15 protein-coding genes are annotated in these 20,160 nt (G+C 73.4%); 9 read left to right on the top strand and 6 right to left on the bottom strand.

Going from position 1 to position 20,160, the window contains the following annotated elements; translation table 11 throughout:
• Positions 1-267: 267 nt before the first annotated feature.
• From ACTEI_RS12860 to ACTEI_RS12850, 3 genes are all read right to left on the bottom strand, one after another.
• Positions 268-1,434, bottom strand: a complete 1,167-nt coding sequence (locus ACTEI_RS12860) for an APC family permease (protein ID WP_122982107.1) — start codon at positions 1,432-1,434, stop codon at positions 268-270.
• A gap of 72 nt (positions 1,435-1,506) precedes the next feature.
• On the bottom strand, positions 1,507-4,050 hold the full coding sequence (locus ACTEI_RS12855) for a molybdopterin-dependent oxidoreductase (RefSeq protein WP_122977873.1): 2,544 nt from the start codon (positions 4,048-4,050) through the stop codon (positions 1,507-1,509).
• Positions 4,047-4,835: an FAD binding domain-containing protein gene (locus ACTEI_RS12850; protein WP_122977872.1), complete on the bottom strand. Its 789-nt coding sequence runs from the start codon at positions 4,833-4,835 to the stop codon at positions 4,047-4,049. Before ACTEI_RS12850 ends, ACTEI_RS12855 begins: the two co-directional genes overlap by 4 nt.
• Before the next feature lie 153 nt (positions 4,836-4,988).
• Between ACTEI_RS12850 and ACTEI_RS12845 the strand changes: the two genes are divergently transcribed.
• The 4 genes from ACTEI_RS12845 to cydC are packed head-to-tail and all read left to right on the top strand — an operon-like array spanning position 4,989 to position 10,735.
• The gene (locus tag ACTEI_RS12845; RefSeq protein WP_122977871.1) at positions 4,989-6,377 is read left to right on the top strand and encodes a cytochrome ubiquinol oxidase subunit I; all 1,389 of its coding nucleotides are present in this window, start codon (positions 4,989-4,991) and stop codon (positions 6,375-6,377) included.
• Positions 6,378-6,387: 10 nt separating this feature from the next.
• Positions 6,388-7,383 (top strand): cytochrome d ubiquinol oxidase subunit II, encoded by a 996-nt coding sequence (gene cydB / locus ACTEI_RS12840; RefSeq protein WP_122977870.1) that lies wholly within the window; start codon positions 6,388-6,390, stop codon positions 7,381-7,383.
• Complete coding sequence (cydD, locus tag ACTEI_RS12835; RefSeq protein ID WP_122977869.1) at positions 7,380-9,008, top strand: thiol reductant ABC exporter subunit CydD; 1,629 nt, start codon at positions 7,380-7,382, stop codon at positions 9,006-9,008. The genes cydB and cydD overlap by 4 nt, the downstream gene beginning before the upstream one ends.
• Positions 9,009-9,028: 20 nt before the next feature.
• Positions 9,029-10,735, top strand: coding sequence for a thiol reductant ABC exporter subunit CydC (gene cydC / locus ACTEI_RS12830; RefSeq protein WP_122977868.1), 1,707 nt, complete (start codon positions 9,029-9,031; stop codon positions 10,733-10,735).
• Between the two features lie 32 nt (positions 10,736-10,767).
• On the opposite strand, the gene ACTEI_RS12825 is transcribed toward cydC, so the two are convergent.
• On the bottom strand, positions 10,768-12,690 hold the full coding sequence (locus tag ACTEI_RS12825) for an ATP-binding protein (protein ID WP_122977867.1): 1,923 nt from the start codon (positions 12,688-12,690) through the stop codon (positions 10,768-10,770).
• Positions 12,691-13,173: 483 nt separating this feature from the next.
• On the opposite strand from ACTEI_RS12825, the gene ACTEI_RS12820 reads away from it, so the two are divergent.
• Complete coding sequence (locus tag ACTEI_RS12820) at positions 13,174-13,833, top strand: DUF6230 family protein (protein WP_122977866.1); 660 nt, start codon at positions 13,174-13,176, stop codon at positions 13,831-13,833.
• A gap of 79 nt (positions 13,834-13,912) precedes the next feature.
• Positions 13,913-15,550 (top strand): DUF6114 domain-containing protein, encoded by a 1,638-nt coding sequence (locus ACTEI_RS12815; protein WP_122977865.1) that lies wholly within the window; start codon positions 13,913-13,915, stop codon positions 15,548-15,550.
• 41 nt (positions 15,551-15,591) lie between these two features.
• Here the strand turns inward: ACTEI_RS12815 and ACTEI_RS12810 are convergent, their stop codons facing one another.
• The gene (locus tag ACTEI_RS12810; protein WP_122977864.1) at positions 15,592-15,984 is read right to left on the bottom strand and encodes a DnaJ family domain-containing protein; all 393 of its coding nucleotides are present in this window, start codon (positions 15,982-15,984) and stop codon (positions 15,592-15,594) included.
• A 530-nt stretch (positions 15,985-16,514) separates the two neighbouring features.
• On the opposite strand from ACTEI_RS12810, the gene ACTEI_RS12805 reads away from it, so the two are divergent.
• From ACTEI_RS12805 to ACTEI_RS12795, 3 genes are all read left to right on the top strand, one after another.
• A complete protein-coding gene (locus tag ACTEI_RS12805; protein WP_122977863.1) occupies positions 16,515-16,781 on the top strand; it encodes a DUF2277 domain-containing protein in 267 nt (88 codons plus the stop codon).
• A 170-nt stretch (positions 16,782-16,951) separates the two neighbouring features.
• Positions 16,952-18,877 carry a discoidin domain-containing protein gene (locus tag ACTEI_RS12800; RefSeq protein WP_122977862.1) on the top strand — a complete coding sequence of 642 codons (1,926 nt, stop codon included), beginning with the start codon at positions 16,952-16,954 and terminating at the stop codon, positions 18,875-18,877.
• 152 nt (positions 18,878-19,029) lie between these two features.
• Positions 19,030-19,377, top strand: a complete 348-nt coding sequence (locus ACTEI_RS12795) for an immunity 53 family protein (protein WP_122982106.1) — start codon at positions 19,030-19,032, stop codon at positions 19,375-19,377.
• A 7-nt stretch (positions 19,378-19,384) separates the two neighbouring features.
• Here ACTEI_RS12795 and ACTEI_RS12790 read toward each other — a convergent pair whose 3' ends face one another.
• Positions 19,385-19,972 (bottom strand): NADPH-dependent FMN reductase, encoded by a 588-nt coding sequence (locus ACTEI_RS12790; RefSeq protein ID WP_122977861.1) that lies wholly within the window; start codon positions 19,970-19,972, stop codon positions 19,385-19,387.
• Between the last annotated feature and the right edge of the window lie 188 nt (positions 19,973-20,160).

Genomic DNA, 20,160 nt, shown 5'->3' with positions numbered 1-20,160 from the left:
CCCGCAGGGTGACGAGCACGCCCGTGACCAGCAGCGACCCCATGCTCGGCAATGTCACCTGGGACACCTCCGCCAAGCCGTCCTAGGAGGCTGGGTCACTGGTCCGGCGGTTTACGCCGGGGCCGGTCAACGCCACGGCGAGTCAACGCCGCAGCGGATCAACGCCACGGCTGGTCACGCCGCAGCGGATCAACGCCACGGCTGGTCACGCCACGGCTGGCCACGCCGGGGCCGGTCAACGCCGGAGCCGGTCACCGCCACGGCGAGTCAACGCTCCGGTCGGTCACCGCCGCGGCGGGTCAGCGCGTAGGCGAGCGCACCGGCCAGGACCACCGCGGCGCCGGTCAGGACCGAGCGCCACGGCAGAGCGAACGCCAGCACCAGGCAGCCCACCAGCCCGGTGATCGGCACGACGCGGGAGAGGGTGAGCGCGGCGGCGTTCGCGATCGCGTAGTACAGCAGCACCCCGAAGGACGAGAAACCGATCGCGCCGCGCAGGTCCACGGTGGCCACCAGCGCCACCACGATCAGGCCGACAGCCAGTTCGGCCACGTGCGGGACCTGGTGGCGGGGGTGCACGGCGGCCAGCCGGCGCGGCAGGAACCCGTCGCGGGCCATCGCCAGGGCGGTTCGGGAGACGCCGAGGATCAGCGCCAGCAGGGCGCCGAGCGCGGCCAGCGCCGCCGCCGCGCGGACCACCGGGACCAGCCAGGACGCGCCGGAGGCCGCCGCGGCGTCCGCGACCGGCGTGGCGGAGGCGGCCAGGCCGCCGGGTCCGAGGGCAGCCAGCAGGGCGAAACAGACTGCCGCGTACGTCAGCAGCACCGCGCCGAGCGCGATCGTCACCGCCCGCGGGATGGTCCGCGCCGGGTCACGCACCTCCTCGCCCAGGGTGGCGATCCGGGCGTACCCGGCGAAGGCGAAGAACAGCAGGCCGGCCGCCTGCAGCACCCCGCCCGGGGTGGGCGCCGCAACGCTGGCCGGCGCCGCGTCCGGGTGCCCGGGACCGGCCAGCGCCGCCACGACCACGGCCAGCAGCACCGCCAGCACGATCGCCACGATCACCCGGCTGACCGCGGCGGAGCGCTGCACGCCCTGCCAGTTCAGCCAGGTCAGCACGAGGACCGCGGCCATCCCGGCGGGCCGTTCCCAGCCCGGCGCGACGTACGCCGCGAAGGTCATCGCCATCGCCGCGCAGGAGGCCGTCTTGCCGACCACGAACGTCCACCCGGCCAGGTAGCCCCAGAACGGGCCGAGCCGCTCCCGGCCGTACACATAGGTGCCGCCGCTCTGCGGATGCCGCGCCGCCAGGCGCGCCGACGAGGTCGCGTTGCAGTACGCCACCACCGCGGCGATGCCGAGCGCGACCGGCAGCAGTTCCCGCGCCGACCGGGCGGCCGGCCCGAACGCGGCGAACACGCCGGCTCCGAGCATCGCCCCGAGCCCGACGGTCACCGCGTCGCCCGTGCCCAGCCGCCGTCTCAACGTCGCGTCCACACCCGCAAACTAGTGCATGGCGGCCCAGATCCGGTCCGCGGTGAACGGGATCACGGTCATCCGCACGCCGGTCGCGTCGCGCAGGGCGTTGGCCAGCGCCGGCGCGACCGGGTTGTACGGGCTCTCGCTCATCGACTTGGCGCCCAGCGGCCCGATCGCGTCGGACGTCCGCGCGAAGTGCACCTCGGTCCGCGGCGTGTCCGCGAGGGTCGGCAGGTGGTACTGCCGGAACGTGGTGGTGGTGACCGCGCCGCGCTCGTCGAGGTCGACGTGCTCGGCCAGCGCCGAGCCGAGCGCCTGCGCCACCCCGCCCTCGATCTGCCCGCGCAGCTGCAGCGGGTTCAGCACGGTGCCCGCGTCCGCGCTGTGCACGCTGCGCAGGATCCGCAGCTCGCCGGTGTCCGGGTCGACGGCGATCCGGAACCACTGGGCGTTGAACGCCACCGACCGCGGTGTCCCGTCGCAGTGCCCGTGCCCGACCGGGCCGCCGCAGGCCCGCAGCGCCCGGGCCGCGCGCAGCACCGCCTGCCCGGCCACCACCACACCGGTGGAGGCGAACGCCCCGGTGTCGTGCCGTACCGCGTCGGTGTCCGACTGCCGGATCACGATCCGGTCCGGTGTGGTGCCCAGCTCGTCGGCGGCGATCTGGGCGTGCACCGTGGTGCTGCCGTTGCCGAACTCCGCCGTGCCGACCGACAGCTCGTACCGGCCCTCGCCCAGCGACCGGACGGTGGCGTCGGCGTGGTGCCCGCCGGGCGGCCCGGCCGCGATCATCGCGATCGCCATGCCCTCGCCGACCAGCCAGCCGTCCGGCGCGGCGTCGCGGGTCGCCCCGGCCTGCCGCATCCGGGCCAGGCACTGGTCCAGGCCGTAACTGGCGATGCCCAGGTCGTCGGCGTGGTCGCCGGGAGCGGTCAGGTCGTCGCCGGGGCGGACCACGTTGCGTTCGCGGAACGTGACCGGGTCCATCCCGATCCGGCGGGCCAGCTCGTCGAGGACCGACTCGACGGCGAAGGTGACCTGGCCGAGGCCGTACCCCCGGAAGGCGCCGGCCGGCACGGTGTTGGTGTAGACGGTGCGCGCGTCGGTGCGCATGTTCGCGCACCGGTAGACCGCGACCGACTCGTGGCAGCCGTGGAACATCACCGCGGGACCGTGGTTGCCGTACGCGCCGGTGTCCACGAGCACGTCGAGCTGCATCGCGGTGATCGTCCCGTCCCGTTTCGCCCCGGCCTTCATGGTCACCGTGAACGGGTGCCGGGTGGTCGCCGCGCAGAACTGCTCGGCCCGGGTGTACTCCCACTGCACCGGCCGGCCGGTGCGCAGCACGGCCAGCGCCACCAGGTCCTCCACCAGCATCTCCTGCTTGCCGCCGAAGCCGCCGCCGACCCGCCCGGCGATCACCCGTACCCGCGCGAGGGGCAGGTCGTACAGCTCGGCGACGGCGCGGCGGGTCAGGAACGGCGTCTGCGTGCTGGACCGGATGACCAGGCGCCCGTCGCCGTCGAGCCAGCCGAGGGCCCCGTGCGTCTCCAGGCTGGCGTGCTGCACCCGCGGGGTCCGGAAGGTCGCCTGGTACACCTCGTCGGCGTCGGCGAACCCGCCGGCCACGTCGCCCAGCGCGGCGTGCAGCTCGCCGACCACGTTGCGGTCGAGCTTGTCGCCGTGCACGAGCGGGGCGTCCGGGGCGAGGGCGAGCGCCGGGTCGGTCACGGCGGGGCGGACCTCGTACCGCACGCGCAGCCGCCGGCAGCCCTCCTCGGCCGCCGCCTCGCTGGTGGCGACCACCGCCGCGACGCGCTGGCCGACGAACCGGACCACGTCGTCGAGGACCCGGGTGTCGGCCGGGTCCTCGGCCGCGTTCTCGTGCTGGGCGGTGGAGAACAGCCGTTCCGGCGCGTCCCGGTGGGTCAGGACCGCCTCGACGCCGTCGACCCGGAACGCCTCGGTGGCGTCCACGGCGACGATCCGGGCGTGCGCGTGCGGGGAGCGCAGCACCTTGAGGTGCAGCACGCCGGGCACCCGGACGTCCAGGGTGTACCGGGCGGTTCCGGTGACCACCTGGGGACCGGCCGGGGCGCCGGTCGCCGAGCCGACCGCGCGGCCCGGCGCCGGGACGGCCTGGTTCGGCACACCGGCGACCGCGTCGGCGATGGCGCGGTACCCGGTGCAGCGGCAGAGGTTGCCCTTGAGCGCCCGGGGCAGATCGGCGTGCTGGGCGGGGTCCAGTGCGGCGACCGTCATGATCAGCCCGGCCGTGCAGAAGCCGCACTGGAAGCCCTGTGCCGCCAGGAACGCACGCTGCACCGGGTGCAGGCCGTCGCGGCCGGCGAGGCCCTCCACCGTGGTGACCCGGCACCCCTGCGCGCGGAACGCCGGGTAGACGCAGGAGTGCACCGGCCGGCCGTCGACGTGCACGGTGCAGGCCCCGCAATCCCCGGAGTCGCAGCCCTTCTTGACCCCGAAGCAGCCCTCCTCCCGCAGGTAGGTGCGCAGGCACTGGCCGGGGCGGGGGGCCCGCTCGTGCGGCGTTCCGTTGATCTCCACGCTCACCGGCCCAGCTCCGTTCTGATCTGCTCGGCGTAGTACCCGGTCAGGTGCCGGCGCCAGGCCGGGTGGCCGTGCACGTCGTCGACGTACTCGGTGGCGGGGATGGCGGCCAGGGCGGCGGCCAGCTCGCCGGCGTGCGGCGGCCGGGCGAAACGCAGCACCCGGGGCCGGCGGGTCGCGGCGGTCACGGTCAGCGTCAGGCCGCCGCCGGGCTCGGCCCGGCCGATCAGCAGCACGGCGGAGCGGCCGTGCCGGTGCAGACGGCCCCGCCGGTACGCGGTCCGGGCCCGCAGCGCCGCCGCCGGCAGGAAGATCGACCGCAGCAGCTCACCGTCGCGCAGCACGGTGCGCCCGGCGCCGGTCACGAAGCCGGCGACCGGCACCTGCCGCTCCCGCCCGGACGCCGCGATCAGGGTGCACACCCCGTCCAGGGCCGAGCCGAGCGAGATCATCGGCCCGGCCGGCAGGGCGGCGCAGAGGTTGCCGCCGACCGTGGCCACGTTCCAGATCTTGAAGGAGGCCAGGAACGCGTCGCAGCACTGCCGGACGATCGCCGGCCCGGCCAGCGCGGCGGCCAGCTCGGCGATCGTGCAGGTCGCCGCGATCTCCACGCCGTCGTCGCGTACGGTCAGCGGATCCCAACCGGCCGAGGGCAGGTCGAGCAGCCGGGAGAGCTCGGGGCGCGGCTCGCCGAACAGCGCCGTTCCGCCACCCAGCCAGGCGTCCCCGGGCCGCCACATACCCGGGCCGGCGGGACTGATGACTTCGGTCACGGTGTGCAGGTCCACGGTCGCACGCTACGCGCCGTGTGTTTCCGATCCCGGAATTCTCCGGGTCCGGTTCGGGGCGGGACCTTCCGCGGTTCGCAGTCGGGACCTTTGCCCCTGATCGATAGGTATCCGCTGGTCAAGAGTCAGGACGACTAGCGGAAAGGACCCCCGGTGGATTCGCTCGACCTTTCGCGGTGGCAATTCGGGATCACCACCGTGTACCACTTCATCTTCGTACCGATAACGATCGGACTTTCGGCCCTCGTCGCCGGACTTCAGACCGCCTGGGTCCGGACCGGCAAGGAGCACTACCTGCGGGCCACCAAGTTCTGGGGCAAGCTGTTCCTGATCAACTTCGCGATCGGTGTGGTCACCGGCATCGTGCAGGAGTTCCAGTTCGGCATGAACTGGTCCAACTACTCCCGGTTCGTCGGGGACATCTTCGGCGCACCGCTGGCCATGGAGGGCCTGCTCGCCTTCTTCCTGGAGTCCACGTTCCTCGGACTGTGGATCTTCGGCTGGGACCGGCTGCCGAAGCGCGTGCACCTGGCCACCATCTGGACCGCGGCGATCGGCACCATGCTCTCGGCCTACTTCATCCTGGCCGCCAACTCCTGGATGCAGCACCCGGTCGGGTGGAAGATGGGCGACGGCCGGGCCGAGCTGACCAGCATCTGGGCGGTGCTGACCAACAGCACCACGCTGGTCACCTTCCCGCACACGATCACCGCGTGCTTCCTCACCGCGGGCGCGCTGCTGCTCGCGGTCAGCGCCTGGCACCTGCGCAAGGGCAACCAGGAGCAGGTGTTCCGGCCGTCGCTGCGACTCGGCGCCTGGGTGGTGCTGATCGCCGGGCTGGGCGTGCTGATCACCGGTGACCTGCAGGCCCGGGTGATGACCGAGCAGCAGCCGATGAAGATGGCCGCCGCCGAGGCGCTCTACGAGAACACCGAGTCGGCCTCGTTCTCGGTCTTCACCATCGGCTCGCTCGACGGCAAGGAGGAGGTCTGGAGCGTACGGATCCCGTCGCTGCTGTCCTTCATGGCCACCGGCGACCCGTCCGGCGAGGTCGAGGGGATCAACGACCTGCAGAGCGCGTACCAGCGCGAGTACGGCGAGGGCGACTACACGCCGATCGTGCCGGTCACCTACTGGTCGTTCCGCCTGATGATCGGCTTCGGCGGGCTGGCCATGCTGGTCGCCCTGGCCGCGCTCTGGTTCAACCGGGGCGAGCGCCGCTCGACCAGCCGCTGGTTGTGGATCGCCTCGATCGGATGCGTCGCGATGCCGCTGCTGGCCAACTCGTTCGGCTGGATCTTCACCGAGATGGGCCGCCAGCCGTGGACGGTGTTCGGCCTGTTCAAGACCGACCAGTCCGGCTCCCCGGCGGTCTCCACCGGCGAGGCGGCCACCGGCCTGATCGTGCTGACCCTGCTCTACGGCGTGCTCGCGGTGATCGAGGTCGGGCTGTTCCTCAAGTACGCCCGCGCCGGCGCCCCGGAAATCCCTGCCGACACCGGCGACGAGGCCGAGGACCGGCCGCTCGCCTTCGCGTACTGAGGACGAACCCATGGAACTCACCACCGTCTGGTTTCTGCTGATCGGCGTCCTCTGGGCCGGCTACTTCCTGCTGGAGGGCTTCGACTTCGGCGTCGGCATCCTGCTGCCCGTGGTCGGCCGCGACGAACGCTCCCGCCGGCTGGCGATCAACACCATCGGGCCGGTCTGGGACGGCAACGAGGTGTGGCTGCTGGTCGCCGGCGGCGCCACCTTCGCCGCCTTCCCGGAGTGGTACGCCACCCTGTTCAGCGGCTTCTTCCTGCCGCTGCTGCTGATCCTGGTCGCGCTGATCGTGCGCGGCGTGGCCTTCGAGTACCGCGGCAAGCGCGACGGCGCGCTCTGGCGCAAGCGCTGGGACATCGCGATCTTCGTGGGCAGCCTGGTCCCGGCGATCCTGTGGGGCGTGGCGTTCGGCAACATCCTGCGCGGCGTCCGGCTCGACGCCCGGCACGAGTACGTCGGCGGCTTCTTCGACCTGCTCAACCCGTACGCGCTGCTCGGCGGCCTGACCACGCTGGTGCTGTTCACCCTGCACGGCGCGGTCTTCCTGGCGCTCAAGACGGACGGCCCGATGCGCGCGCAGTCGGGCCGGCTGGCGTCGCAGCTGTCGCTGGCGGCGGTGCCGGTGGCGGCCGGGTTCCTTCTCTGGACCGGGCTCGCGCACACCGACGGGTGGGGCATCGCGCTCTCCGCGGCCGCCGCGCTCGCCCTGCTGGCCGCGATCCCGCTGACCCGGGCCCGGCGTGAGGGCTGGGCGTTCGCGGCCACCGGGGCGACCCTGCTGCTCGCCGTGGCCGCGCTGTTCGTGACCCTGTTCCCGGACGTGATGCCGTCCACCATCGACCCGGCGTACAGCCTGACCGTGCACAACGCGTCGTCGACGCCGTACACGCTGAAGGTGATGACCTGGGTGGCGGTGTTCTTCACCCCGATCGTCCTGATCTACCAGGGCTGGACGTACTGGGTGTTCCGCAAGCGGCTCAAGCTCAGCGACATCCCCGCATGAAACCGCTCGACCCGCGCCTGCTCAGGTACGCCCGGACCACCCGGGCGTACCTGGCGGCCACCGTCGCGCTCGGCGTCGTGCACGCCGCGTTGCTGCTGGCCCAGGCCACCCTGCTGGCCCGGGCGATCACCGCGGTGTTCCTGGACGGCGCGGACGCGGCGTGGGGGCTGCTGGCCGCGGTCCTGGCCGCCCGGGCCGGGGTGGCCTGGCTGCAGGAGGTGGCCGCGGCCCGTTCCGCCGCCGCGGTCAAGAGCCAGCTGCGCGACCGGCTGCTGCGGCACCTGGTCCGCCTCGGCCCGGCCGGGCGCCGCCCGGCCGGCGAGGTGGCCACCCTGGTCAGTCACGGCCTGGACGCGCTGGACGGCTACTTCGCCAAGTACCTCCCGCAGCTGGTCCTCGCCGTCCTGGTACCCGGGATGGTGCTGGCCCGGCTGCTACCCGCCGACCTCACCGCGACCGTCACCATCGCGGTCACCCTGCCGCTGATCCCGCTGTTCATGGCCCTGGTCGGGATGCACACCGAGGAGCGGAACCGCCGCCAGTTCCGGCTGCTGTCCCGCCTGTCGCACCACTTCCTGGACGTGGTCGCCGGGCTGCCCACGCTCAAGCTGCTCGGCCGGGCCCGGGCCCAGGCCGGGATCATCCGGCGGATCAGCGCGCAGCAGCGCGAGCACACCATGCGCACGCTGCGCACCGCGTTCCTCTCCTCGCTGGTGCTGGAGCTGCTCGCCACCCTGTCGGTGGCCCTGGTCGCGGTCGGCATCGGCCTGCGGCTGGTCTCCGGCCACCTGGACCTGACCACCGCGCTGCTGGTGCTGATCCTGGCGCCGGAGGCGTACCGGCCGCTGCGCGAGGTGGGCGCCAACTACCACGCGAGCGCGGAGGGGCTGGCCGCCGCCGAGGAGGTCTTCGCCGTGCTGGAGACCCCGGCGCCGCGGCCGGGCACCCGGACGCCCGCCTCCGGCGAGATCGTCTTCGACGACGTCGAGGTGCGCTACCCCGGTCGCGCCGAACCCGCGCTGCGGCTGCGCGCCACCGTCGCGCCCGGCGAGGTGGTCGCGCTGACCGGCCCGTCCGGTTGCGGCAAGTCCACCGCGCTGGCGGTGCTGCTGGGCTTCGTGACCCCGGACGCCGGCCGGGTCACCGTCGGCGGGACGCCCCTGGACGAGCTCGACCTGGACGCCTGGCGCCGGTGGGTGGCCTGGGTCCCGCAGCGGCCGCACCTGTTCGCCGCCTCGGTGCGTGACAACATCACGCTCGGCGCGGAGCACTCCGACGCCGCCGTGCACGCGGCGGCCGAGGCCGCCGGGGTCGCCGGGTTCGTCGCGGAGCTGCCGGACGGCTACGCCACCGTGCTCGGTGACGCCGGGACCGGGCTGTCCGCCGGGCAGCGGCAACGGGTCGCGCTGGCGCGGGCGTTCCTGCGGGACGCGCCGGTCGTGCTGCTCGACGAGCCGACCGCCAACCTGGACTCGGACACCGCGGCCGAGGTGATGGCGGCCATCCGCGAGCTGGCCCGCGGGCGCACCGTGCTGATGGCGGCGCACCGTCCGGAACTGATCCGCCTGGCCGACCGGGTGCTCACGGTCGGCGAACCCGGCCTGGTCCCCGCGGGCCGGGCATGACGACGACGAACGGAACCACGATGACGACCGGTGCGCTGCCACGACGCGGGCTTTCGGCGTACGCGATCCTCCGCCCCGCCCGGGGCCGGCTCCTTGTGGCCGTGCTCGCCGGGGCCGGCGCCGCCGGTTGCGCCGTCGCGCTCGCCGCGGTCTCCGCCTGGCTGATCTCCCGCGCCGCGCTGCACCCGCCGATCCTGCACCTGATGGTGGCCATCGTCGCGGTCCGCGCCTGCGGCCTCGGCCGCGGCGTGCTGCGCTACCTGGAACGGCTGATCGGGCACGACGCCGCGTTCCGGGTCCTGGCCGGTGTCCGGGTCACGCTCTACCGGCGTCTCGAGGTGCTCGCCCCGGCCGGGCTGGCCGACTTCCGCCGCGCCGACCTGGCCCAGCGCCTGGCCTCCGACGTCGACGCGGTGCTCGACCTGGTCACCCGGGTGCTGCTGCCCTACGCCGTGGCCGCGCTGGTCGGCCTGGCGTCGGTGCTGATGGTCGGCGCCCTGGTGCCGGTCGCCGGGCTGACCCTGGCCGCGGCGCTGCTGGCCACCGGGGTGGCGGTGCCGCTGTTGCAGCGCGCCGCCGTGCGCCGTGCCGACGCCCGGCTGGCGCCGCTGCGCGCCGAGCTGGCCACCGGCGTGGTCGACCTGGTGCACGGGATGCCCGACCTGGTGGCGTACGCGGCGGCCGACGGCCACCGGGACCATCTCGCGCGGATCGACGCCCGGCTCACCGCCGCGGCCCGCCGGTCCGCGGCGGCCGCCGGCCTGGGCGCCGCGGTGACCGCGCTGTGCACCGGGGTCAGCGTGCTCGCCGGGCTGCTCGCCGGGGCCGCCGCCGTCCGCGCCGGCAGCCTGCACGGTGAGCTGCTGGCGCTGGTGGTGCTCACTCCCCTGGCGGTCTTCGAGATCGCCGGGCCGCTGCCGGCCGCGGCGCAGCGGTACGCGACCGCGCGCGCGTCGCTGCGCCGGCTCGCGGAGATCTGGACCGCCCCGGACCCGCTGACCGGCGGTTCCCGGGCCGGCGCGAGCGTGCCGCGCCCGCGGCCGGCCGGCGCCCCCGGCGCGCATCCGGCCGCCGCGCCCGTCCCGGAGCTGCGGCTGGCCGGCGTGACCGCGGGCTGGACGGCCGGGCGCACCGCGGTGGCCGGGTTCGACCTGACGCTGCCGCCCGGCTCCCGGGTCGCCCTGGTCGGCCCGAGCGGCTCCGGCAAGAGCACGGTGGCCGCGCTGCTGGTCCGCTTCCTCGACCCGCGCGCCGGCCGGGTCACCCTGGACGGCACGGACCTGTGCGACATCCCGGCCGACCGGGTCCGGGAGATCGTCGGCTACCTGCCGGAGGACGCCTACCTGTTCGACACCACGATCGGTGCGAACCTACGGATCGCCCGGCCCGAAGCCAGCGACGCCGAGCTGCTCGACGCGCTGGCCGCGGCCCGCCTGCGGGACTGGGTGCGGACCCTGCCGGACGGGCTGGAGACGTTGGTCGGCGAGCACGGCATGGCCCTCTCCGGCGGGCAGCGGCGGCGCCTCGCGCTGGCCCGGATCCTGCTCACCGGCGCCCGGGTGCTGATCCTGGACGAGCCGGGCGAGCACCTGGACGACGCCACCGCCGGCGCGCTGGTCGCCGACCTGCTGGCCGCGGCCGGCGACCGGACCGTGCTGCTGATCACGCACCGCACCGCCGACCTGGAGGGGTGGCGGGTGGTCCGGATGGCCGTGCCGGCCCGCTGACCGCCGGCCACGCCGCGGGTGTCCGCCGGCAGTCAGTTCGCCGGGACCGGCACCGGGGCCGGCACGGCCGGCAGGGTGACCGTGAAGGTGCTGCCCCGGCCGACCGCCGACTGCACGGCGATGCCGCCGCCGTGGTCGCGCACGATGTCCCGGACGATCGCCAGGCCCAGGCCGGGCCCCTGCACCGCCTGGTCCATCGCGTTGCCGGCCCGGTGGAACGGGGTGAACAACCCGGGCACGTCCGCGGCCGGGATGCCGATGCCGGTGTCCGTGACGGCCACCGTGACGGTCTGCTCCTGCATGCCGCACCGCCAGGTCACGCTGCCACCGGGCGGGGTGAACTTGATGGCGTTCTCCATCAGCTTGCGCAGCGCCCGCTGCAGCTGCGTCCGGTCGCCGTGCACCCAGGCCGGCTCCGCCTCGAAGGTCACCGTGAGCGCCTTGGCCTGCGCCGCCGTGCACAGCTCGGTGTGCACCGAGGTGGCCAGCTCGGCCACGTCCAGCGGCTCGGTGCTCTCCGCGCCACAGCCGGGCCGGTCGAGAAGCAGCAGGTCGCCGATGGTGTCGTGGAGCCGGTGGGCGTTGCGCAGCACCGCCTGCACCGAACGCCGCTGCATCGGCGTCAGCTCGCCGTCGTCCGCCTCGGCGAGCATCTCCGCATAGCCCAGGATGCTGGTCAGCGGGGTGCGCAGCTCGTGCGTGACGGTCTGGATGAAGACGTCCTTGCGCTGGTCCAGCATCCGCAGTTCGCTGATCAGCAGGTCCTGCTGGGCCCGGATGCCGTGCTGGCGCAGCACCCGCTCGATCTCCCGGGCCACCCCGGCCAGCAGCCGGCGCTCCGACTCGGCCCACTGCGGCACGGACTCCCGCACCACCAGCAGATAGCCGCGGGGGCACTCGCCGTCCGCGCCGAGGGTGACGGCCAGGCCGCCGCCGGGCCGGCCGGCGACCTGCTCGCCGGCCGGCCCGGCGAGCAGGTCGCCGGCGACCGCCGGGTCCAGCTCGGCGGCGGTCTCCGGCCAGTGCGCGGTGACCTGCCCGGCGCCCGGCACGGGCAGCGCGCCGTACACCGCGTCCGCGCCCAGCGCACCGGCGATCCGCGCGACCACCCGGTAGGCGACGACCGCCGGGTCGGCGCCCTCCTGCTGCAGCTCGCCGGCGACCGCCTGGCGCAGCCAGGCCCGGGCGGCCCGGGCCTGCTCGTCGGCGAGCAGCCGCTCGGTCTGCGCGCCCAGGTCGTTGAGGGCTTCGATCACGGTACGCAGTTCCGCCGCGCCGTCCGGCTCGGCACGGGCCGAGCGGTCCCCGGCAGCCTGGCGGCGGATGGTGTCGCCGACCCGGGCCAGCGGCACGAGCAGCTGCCGGCGGCTGACCCGGACCAGCAGGTAACCCGCGGCCAGCACGGCCACCACCAGCACGCCCGAGGCGAGCCCGAGCAGCCGCTCGGTACGCCGTGCGGTGACCCGCTCGGCGTGCTGCTCGGCGGCGATCGCGTCGTCCGCGGCGCTGTTCACCGCGCGCAGGCGGTCGAAGAGCTGCTTGCCCAGGGCGGCGCTCGGCCGACCGGCGGCCGGTCCACCGGCGGTCGGGACGGCGTACTGGCCGAGCCAGTCGTCGGCCGCCTGCCGCTCCGCGTGCAGCAGTGCACGGGCCTGCGGATCGTGACTGAGCGTGGCGGCGCGGTCGAGGGCGACCAGCGCGGCGCCGCGTCCGCTGTCGTACGGCGACAGGAAGAGCCGTTCGCCGGTGAGCTGGTAGCCGCGCACCCCGGTCTCGGCGTCGGTCATCCGTTGCAGGGCGAGCCGGTTGGCATCGCGGGCGTCGCCGATCCGGGCGAAGCGCCGGTCGTGGTCGTCGCGCAGCCGCGCGCCCACCCCGAACTGCACCACGAGGAACGCCGTGAAGAGTGCCAGCAGGGCGGCGAAGCCCTGATGGAGCCGGCGTTGCAGCCTCATCGGCCGGGCGCCACGGAAGCGGTCATGCAGACCTCATCGGCAGGGGCCGGAGGGCACATGAGCGGACCCGGCCATCCTAGGAGATCAACATCGGCCGGACCGGCGGAAGTCCCCTGCCCGGGCGGGCGAAATACCGGTTCCTGAGAGTTCTCTGGATTTCGTTACCGATCCGTAACCCACGATGCCTCGTATACCTGTGGTTACCGCCACACTAACGGATCACGGCCGGTTGTCCGGTTTATTGCCGTCATATCGGACTCCGGGGGCGACGCCATGACGCTCCGTCATCATGATCACGTGACGTGGGTTACTGACTAGTAGCCAAGCCCCTTGTAGTCACCGTGCAGGGGCGGCAACATTTCCCGAACGTTACGACGACGGCATCGACTTGCCTCACTGTCGACGGTCGGCCGCACTGTCGCCCGTCGATACGAGCCATCGGCGGTGTGGCTACGAGCCGTCTTCTCTTCCATAGGAGGTTCCGTGAAGGAAGCGCAGAGCGCTCCGGCCACCGGACGTACCAACTGGCGCCGGTTCGCCGTGGCCGTGGGCGTTCCCACCGCCGTGGCCGGCGGTCTTGTCGTCGCCCTCGCGCAGGGCGCCCTCGCCGCGAACATCACGGTGTCCGGCACCCCGTTCAAGCTGACGGCGGACCATCTCGAGGGTCAGGGCTTCACCCAGTACAGCGGCACGTTGAGCACCGCTGACCCGAAGAAGCCGATCGTCGCGGCGAAGTCCGGCATCCAGCACGCCGACATCTACAACCTGTGCCAGTCGGTCGCCGTCGGACCGATCACGCTCCGTATCGAGGCGGCCAAGGGCGCCACGTTCGACGCCAACAACCCGAAGGGCTCCGCGGCCAACGCGGTGCAGGCCGACGACCTGCTGATCGGCATGTCGGAGCTGAGCGGCGACGCGACGTTCAAGAACATTCAGATCGGCGTGGACGCCTCCAAGCTCGACGCCGACGGTGCGGACGAGCACGGCGAGGTCGGTGGCTTCGGCCAGCAGGCGTCCTCGGTCAGCATCGAGAACCTGAAGCAGCGGGCGTACTCGACGACCGCGTCGAGCTTCAAGCTCAAGGGCATGAGTCTCAAGCTGCTCATCGGTAAGGGCGAGAGCAGCGAGTGCTTCCCCGGCTGACCTGGTCTCACCTGGGGCTCGTGGAGCATTCCGCGAGCCCCGCCCGTTGCGGAACGCGTGAAGAAACACTGGAGGACGAGTGACGACGGACGAATTCGGCAGCAGATTCCGCCGGTGGCGGCGGGGCCGGCCGTTCTGGGGCGGTCTGTTCCTCCTGCTGTCCGGTCTGTTCCTGTTCCTCAGTGCCAACATGTCCCTGATCAGCGACATGAAGCTGGATATCCACATCGGACCGCAGGGCTTCCTGTCGTACGTGCTGCCGGTCCTCATGATCCTCTGCGGGGTCCTGGTCTGGTTCACCCCGGCTCAACGGATGTTCTACGGCATCGTCGGCCTGCTGACCGCGCTCTACTCGTTCATCGGCCTGAACTTCGGTGGCTGGTTCCTCGGCATGCTGTTCGGCATCATCGGCGGCGCGCTCGCGGTGTCCTGGTCCCCCGCCCCCGGCGACCGGCCCGACGCGAACCTGCAGGGCCCGCTGGACGGCACCGGCCCGGCCGGCGACCGGACCCCGCCGTCCGCCGACGACGACACGCGCCACGACAGCCCGACCGAGCCGGTGGCCGCCGGGCACGACGACCGTCCGGAGCCCGCCCCGGCGCACGGCCCGGCGCAGAGCGACCCCAGCATCCTGCCCGGCTTCGACCGGCCGCGCGACGAGCTGCCCGGCCCCGGCCGGAGTCTCCACCGCAAGGCGCTGGCGATCATCGTGGTGCCGGCCCTCGTGGGCGGCGTCGTGCTGATCGGCAGCCGGATGCCGGCCAGCGCCGAGGACTGTCCGGCGGGCCTGCCGTCGATCTCGATCAGCGCCACCCCGTCGGCGTCCACCCGGACCTCGGCGAAGAGCACCGCCAGGCCCGGGACCACGCGCACCGTCGAGCCGACCGGCAGGCGCACCACCACCCCGGCCGACCCGGCCGAGGACGGCGCCAGCACGCCGTCCGCCCCGGCCTCGGCATCGACGCCCGCCGAGACGGGGGACGGCAACCCGGTCCTCGACGGCCTCCAGGACGTGGTCGACGGCGTCGGCAACCTGCTCGGCATCGGCGACGACCAGGAGTCGCCGGCTCCGAGCGCGTCGCCGTCGGCGTCGGCGACGAGCTCAACGCCCACCGCGGCACCGACCCCCACCGCGACCACCACCACCCCGGCGACCGGCGCCACCGGCGCCACCGGCGTCCCGAGCAGCGCGCCGGTCCGCACCACCGGCGCATCCCCCGCGGTGTCGGCGTCGGTGTCGGCGTCGGCCGATCCGGACGTCATCCCGTGCCTCGGGCCGCGCCAGCGCGGGCTTGTCGCCGAGGGCGCGGTCCCGCAGTCGGCGATCCGGCCCGGGATCATGAAGGTGGCCGCGCTGAACATGTACGACTCGACCTACGAGGGCGTGGCCGACGTGCCGACCGCCGACGGGCCGGTCAAGTCGCTGCAGTTCAACATGTCCAAGGCGGTCAACACCCCGTTCAGCCTGACCATCGACGAGCCCGGCGACGCCACCACCGTGATCAAGAGCAGGGAGCTGATCACCGAGGGGAACGTCAAGTTCTACACCCCGAAGTTCACCGGCAAGCTGTTCGGCCTGATCCCGGTGACGTTCACCCCGGAGCAGCCGCCGCCGCTGACACTGCCGTGGCTGCTGTTCACCGACGTGACGATCGACCTGGCGTACGTCAGCTGTGACACGCTGACCGCCAAGCCGCTGCAGGTCACCGAGAGCTGACCGCCGGCGCCGTCGGCCGGCGAGCGCGGGGCCGCCGCCGTTCAGGTGATCCGGCGCTGCCGCCAGGCGGCGACGACCGCGTCGGCGTCGAACCGCGGCAGGACCACCGGCGGGCCGTCCAGGTGACCGCGCCGGGCCCGATCGATCCGCGCGTTCAGCTGCGCCACGTGCTCGCGGACCTCCGGCTCGGTGCGCAGCCGGTCGATCATGGTCTCCAGATCCTCGGCGGCCCGGCGCAGCGCCAGGGTCGGCGGGATCACCCCGGCGGTCGCCCCCTCCCGGCGCAGCCAGTCCTTGACCCACCAGTCCTCGTCGTACTCCTCGCCGTAACCGCGCAGCGGCCGGCCGGCGCCCGGCAGGTTCTCGAACTCGCCGCGCTCGGTGGCCTCGCGGAGCTGCCGGTCGATGGCGGACTCGTACCAGTGCGCGCCCATGCCGCAAGCTTAGAAGGCCGCACCGGCGTCCCCGGGCCGCGCGGCGCCCGCCGACAACCGTCACGGACCGGCACCGGCGCCGCGGCGGCCGTGGAGATGCAGGGCGCCGGGGTGGTGGGGATCCGGTGCGGACGGCCCCCGGCCAGCATGAGCAGATGGGCGGCGCCCCCGCAGGCGCACGCGGCGGCGCCGAGGGCGTACCCGGCCCGGAGTGACCGCCCGTCGCGGGGCTGCCGGGCCCGCCGCCGGTCGTGCCAGGCGGCGTAGCCGGCGGCGGACGCCACGATCACATCGGAGACGGCACATCCGGCGGATCGCGGCAAGAATGGGGGAGGTACCTGGACCGCTGCGGCGAGACACGCGCCCGCCGTCAGTGCCGTCCGCAGTCACCTGTCCACCCCGCGTTCCACGGCCGCGCCGCTCCCGGCAGCGAGAGTGACCGGCTGCGGGTACGGCTATCCGATCAGCGCCGGATGGCCGAGTATGGCATGGATTCCCGACAATGTACGGCCCCCGCGAAGGAGACCGACGTGTGCCGCAACATTCACCAGTTGCACAATTTCCAGCCGCCCGCCACCGCCGAGGAGGTGCACGCCGCCGCTCTGCAGTACGTCCGCAAGGTGGCCGGCGCGGCCCGCCCGTCGCAGGCCAACCGGGCGGTCTTCGACGCCGCGGTGGCGGCGGTCGCCGCGGCCACTCAGCAGTTGCTGGACGGGCTGGTCACCAGCGCGCCGCCGAAGGACCGCGAGGTGGAGGCGGCGAAGGCGCGGGCCCGGGCGGAGAAGCGTTACGCCTGATGGGCGGCGCACCGTCAGCGCCGGGCCCGACCTGGAACACCATGAAACAAACAGGCCGCTCGTCGATGCGGCAATCCTCTGTTGACACGGCTTTTCCGGGCATGTTTCGCTGCCTGAGGAACGGCGTTCCGCTGTTTCATTTGTTACAGGCATCGACCGGTGGAGGCACGATGAGCAGGCTCGGTTCCGGGCTCGGGATCACCGTCCTGGCGACCACGCTCGGCCTGACCGGGGCCGCCGACAGCGCCTCCGCCCACCGGTCCGACGCCCCGCCGCGGGCGCGGGTCTGGGTCACCACGGTGGACCGCTCGGAGCTGCTGCACCAGCGCGCGCCGGTCACGTTCGGGCGGCACTCGGCCGCGCCGACCATCGTGGTCGACCCCGGCCGGTCCTACCAGCGGATGGACGGCTTCGGCGCGTCGATCACCGACTCCTCGACCGCGGTGCTGTCCGGCCTGAGCCCCGCCGTGCGGGAGCGGACCCTGCGCGCGCTGTTCGATCCGCGCCACGGCATCGGCGTGAGCTTCCTGCGCCAGCCGGTCGGCTCGTCGGACTTCACCGCGGCCGACCGGCACCACACCTATGACGACGTGCCGGCCGGGCAGAGCGACTTCGCGCTGCGCAGGTTCAGCATCCGCCACGACGAGGCCCGTATCCTCCCCCTGCTGCGCGAGGCCCGCCGGATCAACCCGCGACTGACCGTGATGGCGACGCCGTGGAGCCCACCGGCCTGGATGAAGACGACCGGATCACTGATCGGTGGCCGGCTGCGGGACGACCCGGCGATCTATGACGCGTACGCCCGCTATCTGGTCGCATTCGTCACGGCGTACGCCCGGGCCGGCGTCCCGATCGACTACCTGTCGGTGCAGAACGAGCCACAGAACCGCACGCCGTCCGGTTATCCCGGCACCGACATGCCGGTGCGCCAGCAGGCGAAGGTGATCGAAGCGCTGGGCCCGTTGCTGCGCGCGGCGAGCCCGCGCACCAGGATCCTCGGCTACGACCACAACTGGAGCACCCACCCGGGCGACGTCGCCAACACGCCGCCGGGCGAGAACCCGGAGACCGATTATCCGTACGAGCTGCTGACCGGCCCGGCCGCCCGGTGGATCGCCGGCACCGCGTACCACTGCTACGCCGGGGATCCCGCGGCGCAGACGGCGCTGCACGACGCGTTCCCGGACAAAGGGATCTGGTTCACCGAATGCTCCGGCTCGCACGGCCCGGACGATCCCCCGGCCAAGTTCTTCCGCGACACCCTGGTCTGGCACGCCCGTACGGCCGCCATCGGCGCCACCCGCAGCTGGGCCCGCTCGGTGGTCAACTGGAACATCGCGCTGAACGACACCGGCGGGCCGCACCTGGGTGGCTGCGACACCTGCACCGGCCTGGTCACCGTCCAGCCGGACGGCGCCGTGACGACCAACGCCGAGTACTACACCATCGGGCACCTGGCGAAGTTCGTGCCGCCCGGCGCCGTACGGGTGGCCAGCACATCGTTCGGCACCACCGGCTGGAACGGCCAGATCATGGACGTCGCCTTCCGCAACCCGGACGGCTCGACCGCGCTGGTGGTGCACAACCAGAACGACGACCCGCGGACCTTCGCGGTGGCCGTGGGTGACCGGTCGTTCGAGTACACCCTGCCGGGCGGCGCGCTGGCCACCTTCACCTGGCCCCGCCACCCGGCGTTGGAGTCGCGCCTGCACCGGGTGCCGCTGACCGGCGCGACGGCCACCGCGGCACCGGCCGGCGAGACCCCGGCAGCCGCCCTGGACGACGATGCCACCACCCGCTTCAGCAGCGGCCAGGCCCAGCGACCCGGTCAGTACCTGCAGGTCGATCTGGGCGCCGCGACGTCGTTCCGGCGGGTGGCGATCGACAGCGGCGCGAACCTGGGCGACTACGCCCGCGGCTGGCGACTGACCGGCAGCCTCGACGGCACCCACTGGCACACGCTGGCCGCGGGCGCCGGGACCGGCCAGCTCACCACCGTGGACCTGCCACGCACCCGCGCGCGCCACCTGCGGGTCACCACGACCGCGGCCGCCGCCAACTGGTGGAGCATCGCCGACCTGCGCCTCTACCGCTGACCCGGGCGGCGCCTCCACCCCTGACCCGGGCGGCACCTCCACCGCGGACCCGGCCCGGCCGGACCGGGCGCGGGCACGCCGTGCGGCGCGACACGGGCCGGACCGGCGGCGCGGCGGACGAGAAGCGCCGGCAACTCGCGCATCATGATCGGATGACGGATCCGGAGCCGCGCCCCTACGCCCATCACCCCGACCCGTTGACGTGGCTGCAGGGCTGGTACGCCGCCCCGTGCGACGGGAACTGGGAGCACGAGTCCGGCGTGTCGATCGAGACGCTGGACCATCCCGGATGGTCGCTGACGGTGGACCTGCGGGGAACCGCCCTGCACGGCCTCACCTTCGCGGGCCACCAGGTGCACCGTAGCGAGCACGACTGGCTCATGTCCGGCGTCGACGACGGCCGCTTCGAGGTGGCCTGCGGGCCGCTCAACCTCGGTGAGGCGATACCTCGGTTCCGGCTGTGGGCGGCCCAGCACGACGCCGCTGGACGACACCCCTGACCCGCCGTCAGGACTGGTAGGCCGCGGCGATCTGGCTCTGCTCACGCACCGTCTTCATCGCCGTGCTCCACGAGACGAGCTGCTCGAACATCGTGTTCATCGCCGCGTCGTGGTTGGCGGTGGGACGGAAGGTGCTGAAGTTCTCGAAGTCGGTGAACAGCGACAGCGCCACCTGTGAACGCACCGTGGCCATCTGCAGCTCCGCGGCGATCAGTCGCAGCTGCTCCACCGCCCTGGTGCCGCCGGCCGAGCCGTAGGAGACGAATCCGGCCGCCTTGTTGTTCCACTCGCCGTACAGATAGTCCAGCGCGTTCTTCAGCGCGCCCGACGGGCCGTGGTTGTACTCCGGGGTGACGAACACGTACCCGTCGAACTCGGCGATCTTGGCCGCCCACCGTTTGGTGTGCTCCTTGCTGTACTGACCCATCGACGGCGGCACCGGCTCGTCGAGAATCGGCAGATCGAAGGTGGCGATGTCGACCAGCTCGAACTGCGCGTCGCCGCGCCTGCTCGCCTGTTCGTGCACCCACCCGGCCACCGCCTCGCTGTTACGCCCCGGCCGGGTGCTCCCGACCACAATCGCGATCCTGACCATGTCGCCCCCCTGTCCGGCACGAACCGCCGCGAGGAAGCTTTCCACCCCGGCGTGCCCGCCCGCCCGCAAATCGAAATGTGCGACAGCCGGCGCGGCGGTGGGGCGCCACGGCCGACGATCCGGCTCACCCTAAGAAACGAAGGTCAACCGGCAATACTACTTAAGAAAGCATGAACAACAATGACATC

Source organism: Actinoplanes teichomyceticus ATCC 31121 (genome assembly GCF_003711105.1).
Taxonomy (GTDB): domain Bacteria; phylum Actinomycetota; class Actinomycetes; order Mycobacteriales; family Micromonosporaceae; genus Actinoplanes; species Actinoplanes teichomyceticus.
Note: the sequence above shows the minus strand (reverse complement) of the source record. Positions and strands in the feature narration are given on the sequence as shown.

Bases quoted from the DNA above. Each gene is read 5' to 3' on its own strand.
- ACTEI_RS12825 (WP_122977867.1), bottom strand. From the start codon at position 12,690: ATGAGGCTGCAACGCCGGCTCCATCAGGGCTTCGCCGCCCTGCTGGCA.
- ACTEI_RS12800 (WP_122977862.1), top strand. From the start codon at position 16,952: ATGAGCAGGCTCGGTTCCGGGCTCGGGATCACCGTCCTGGCGACCACG.
- ACTEI_RS12810 (WP_122977864.1), bottom strand. From the start codon at position 15,984: ATGGGCGCGCACTGGTACGAGTCCGCCATCGACCGGCAGCTCCGCGAG.
- cydB (WP_122977870.1), top strand. From the start codon at position 6,388: ATGGAACTCACCACCGTCTGGTTTCTGCTGATCGGCGTCCTCTGGGCC.
- cydC (WP_122977868.1), top strand. From the start codon at position 9,029: ATGACGACCGGTGCGCTGCCACGACGCGGGCTTTCGGCGTACGCGATC.
- ACTEI_RS12790 (WP_122977861.1), bottom strand. From the start codon at position 19,972: ATGGTCAGGATCGCGATTGTGGTCGGGAGCACCCGGCCGGGGCGTAAC.
- ACTEI_RS12860 (WP_122982107.1), bottom strand. From the start codon at position 1,434: ATGCTCGGAGCCGGCGTGTTCGCCGCGTTCGGGCCGGCCGCCCGGTCG.
- ACTEI_RS12795 (WP_122982106.1), top strand. From the start codon at position 19,030: ATGACGGATCCGGAGCCGCGCCCCTACGCCCATCACCCCGACCCGTTG.
- cydD (WP_122977869.1), top strand. From the start codon at position 7,380: ATGAAACCGCTCGACCCGCGCCTGCTCAGGTACGCCCGGACCACCCGG.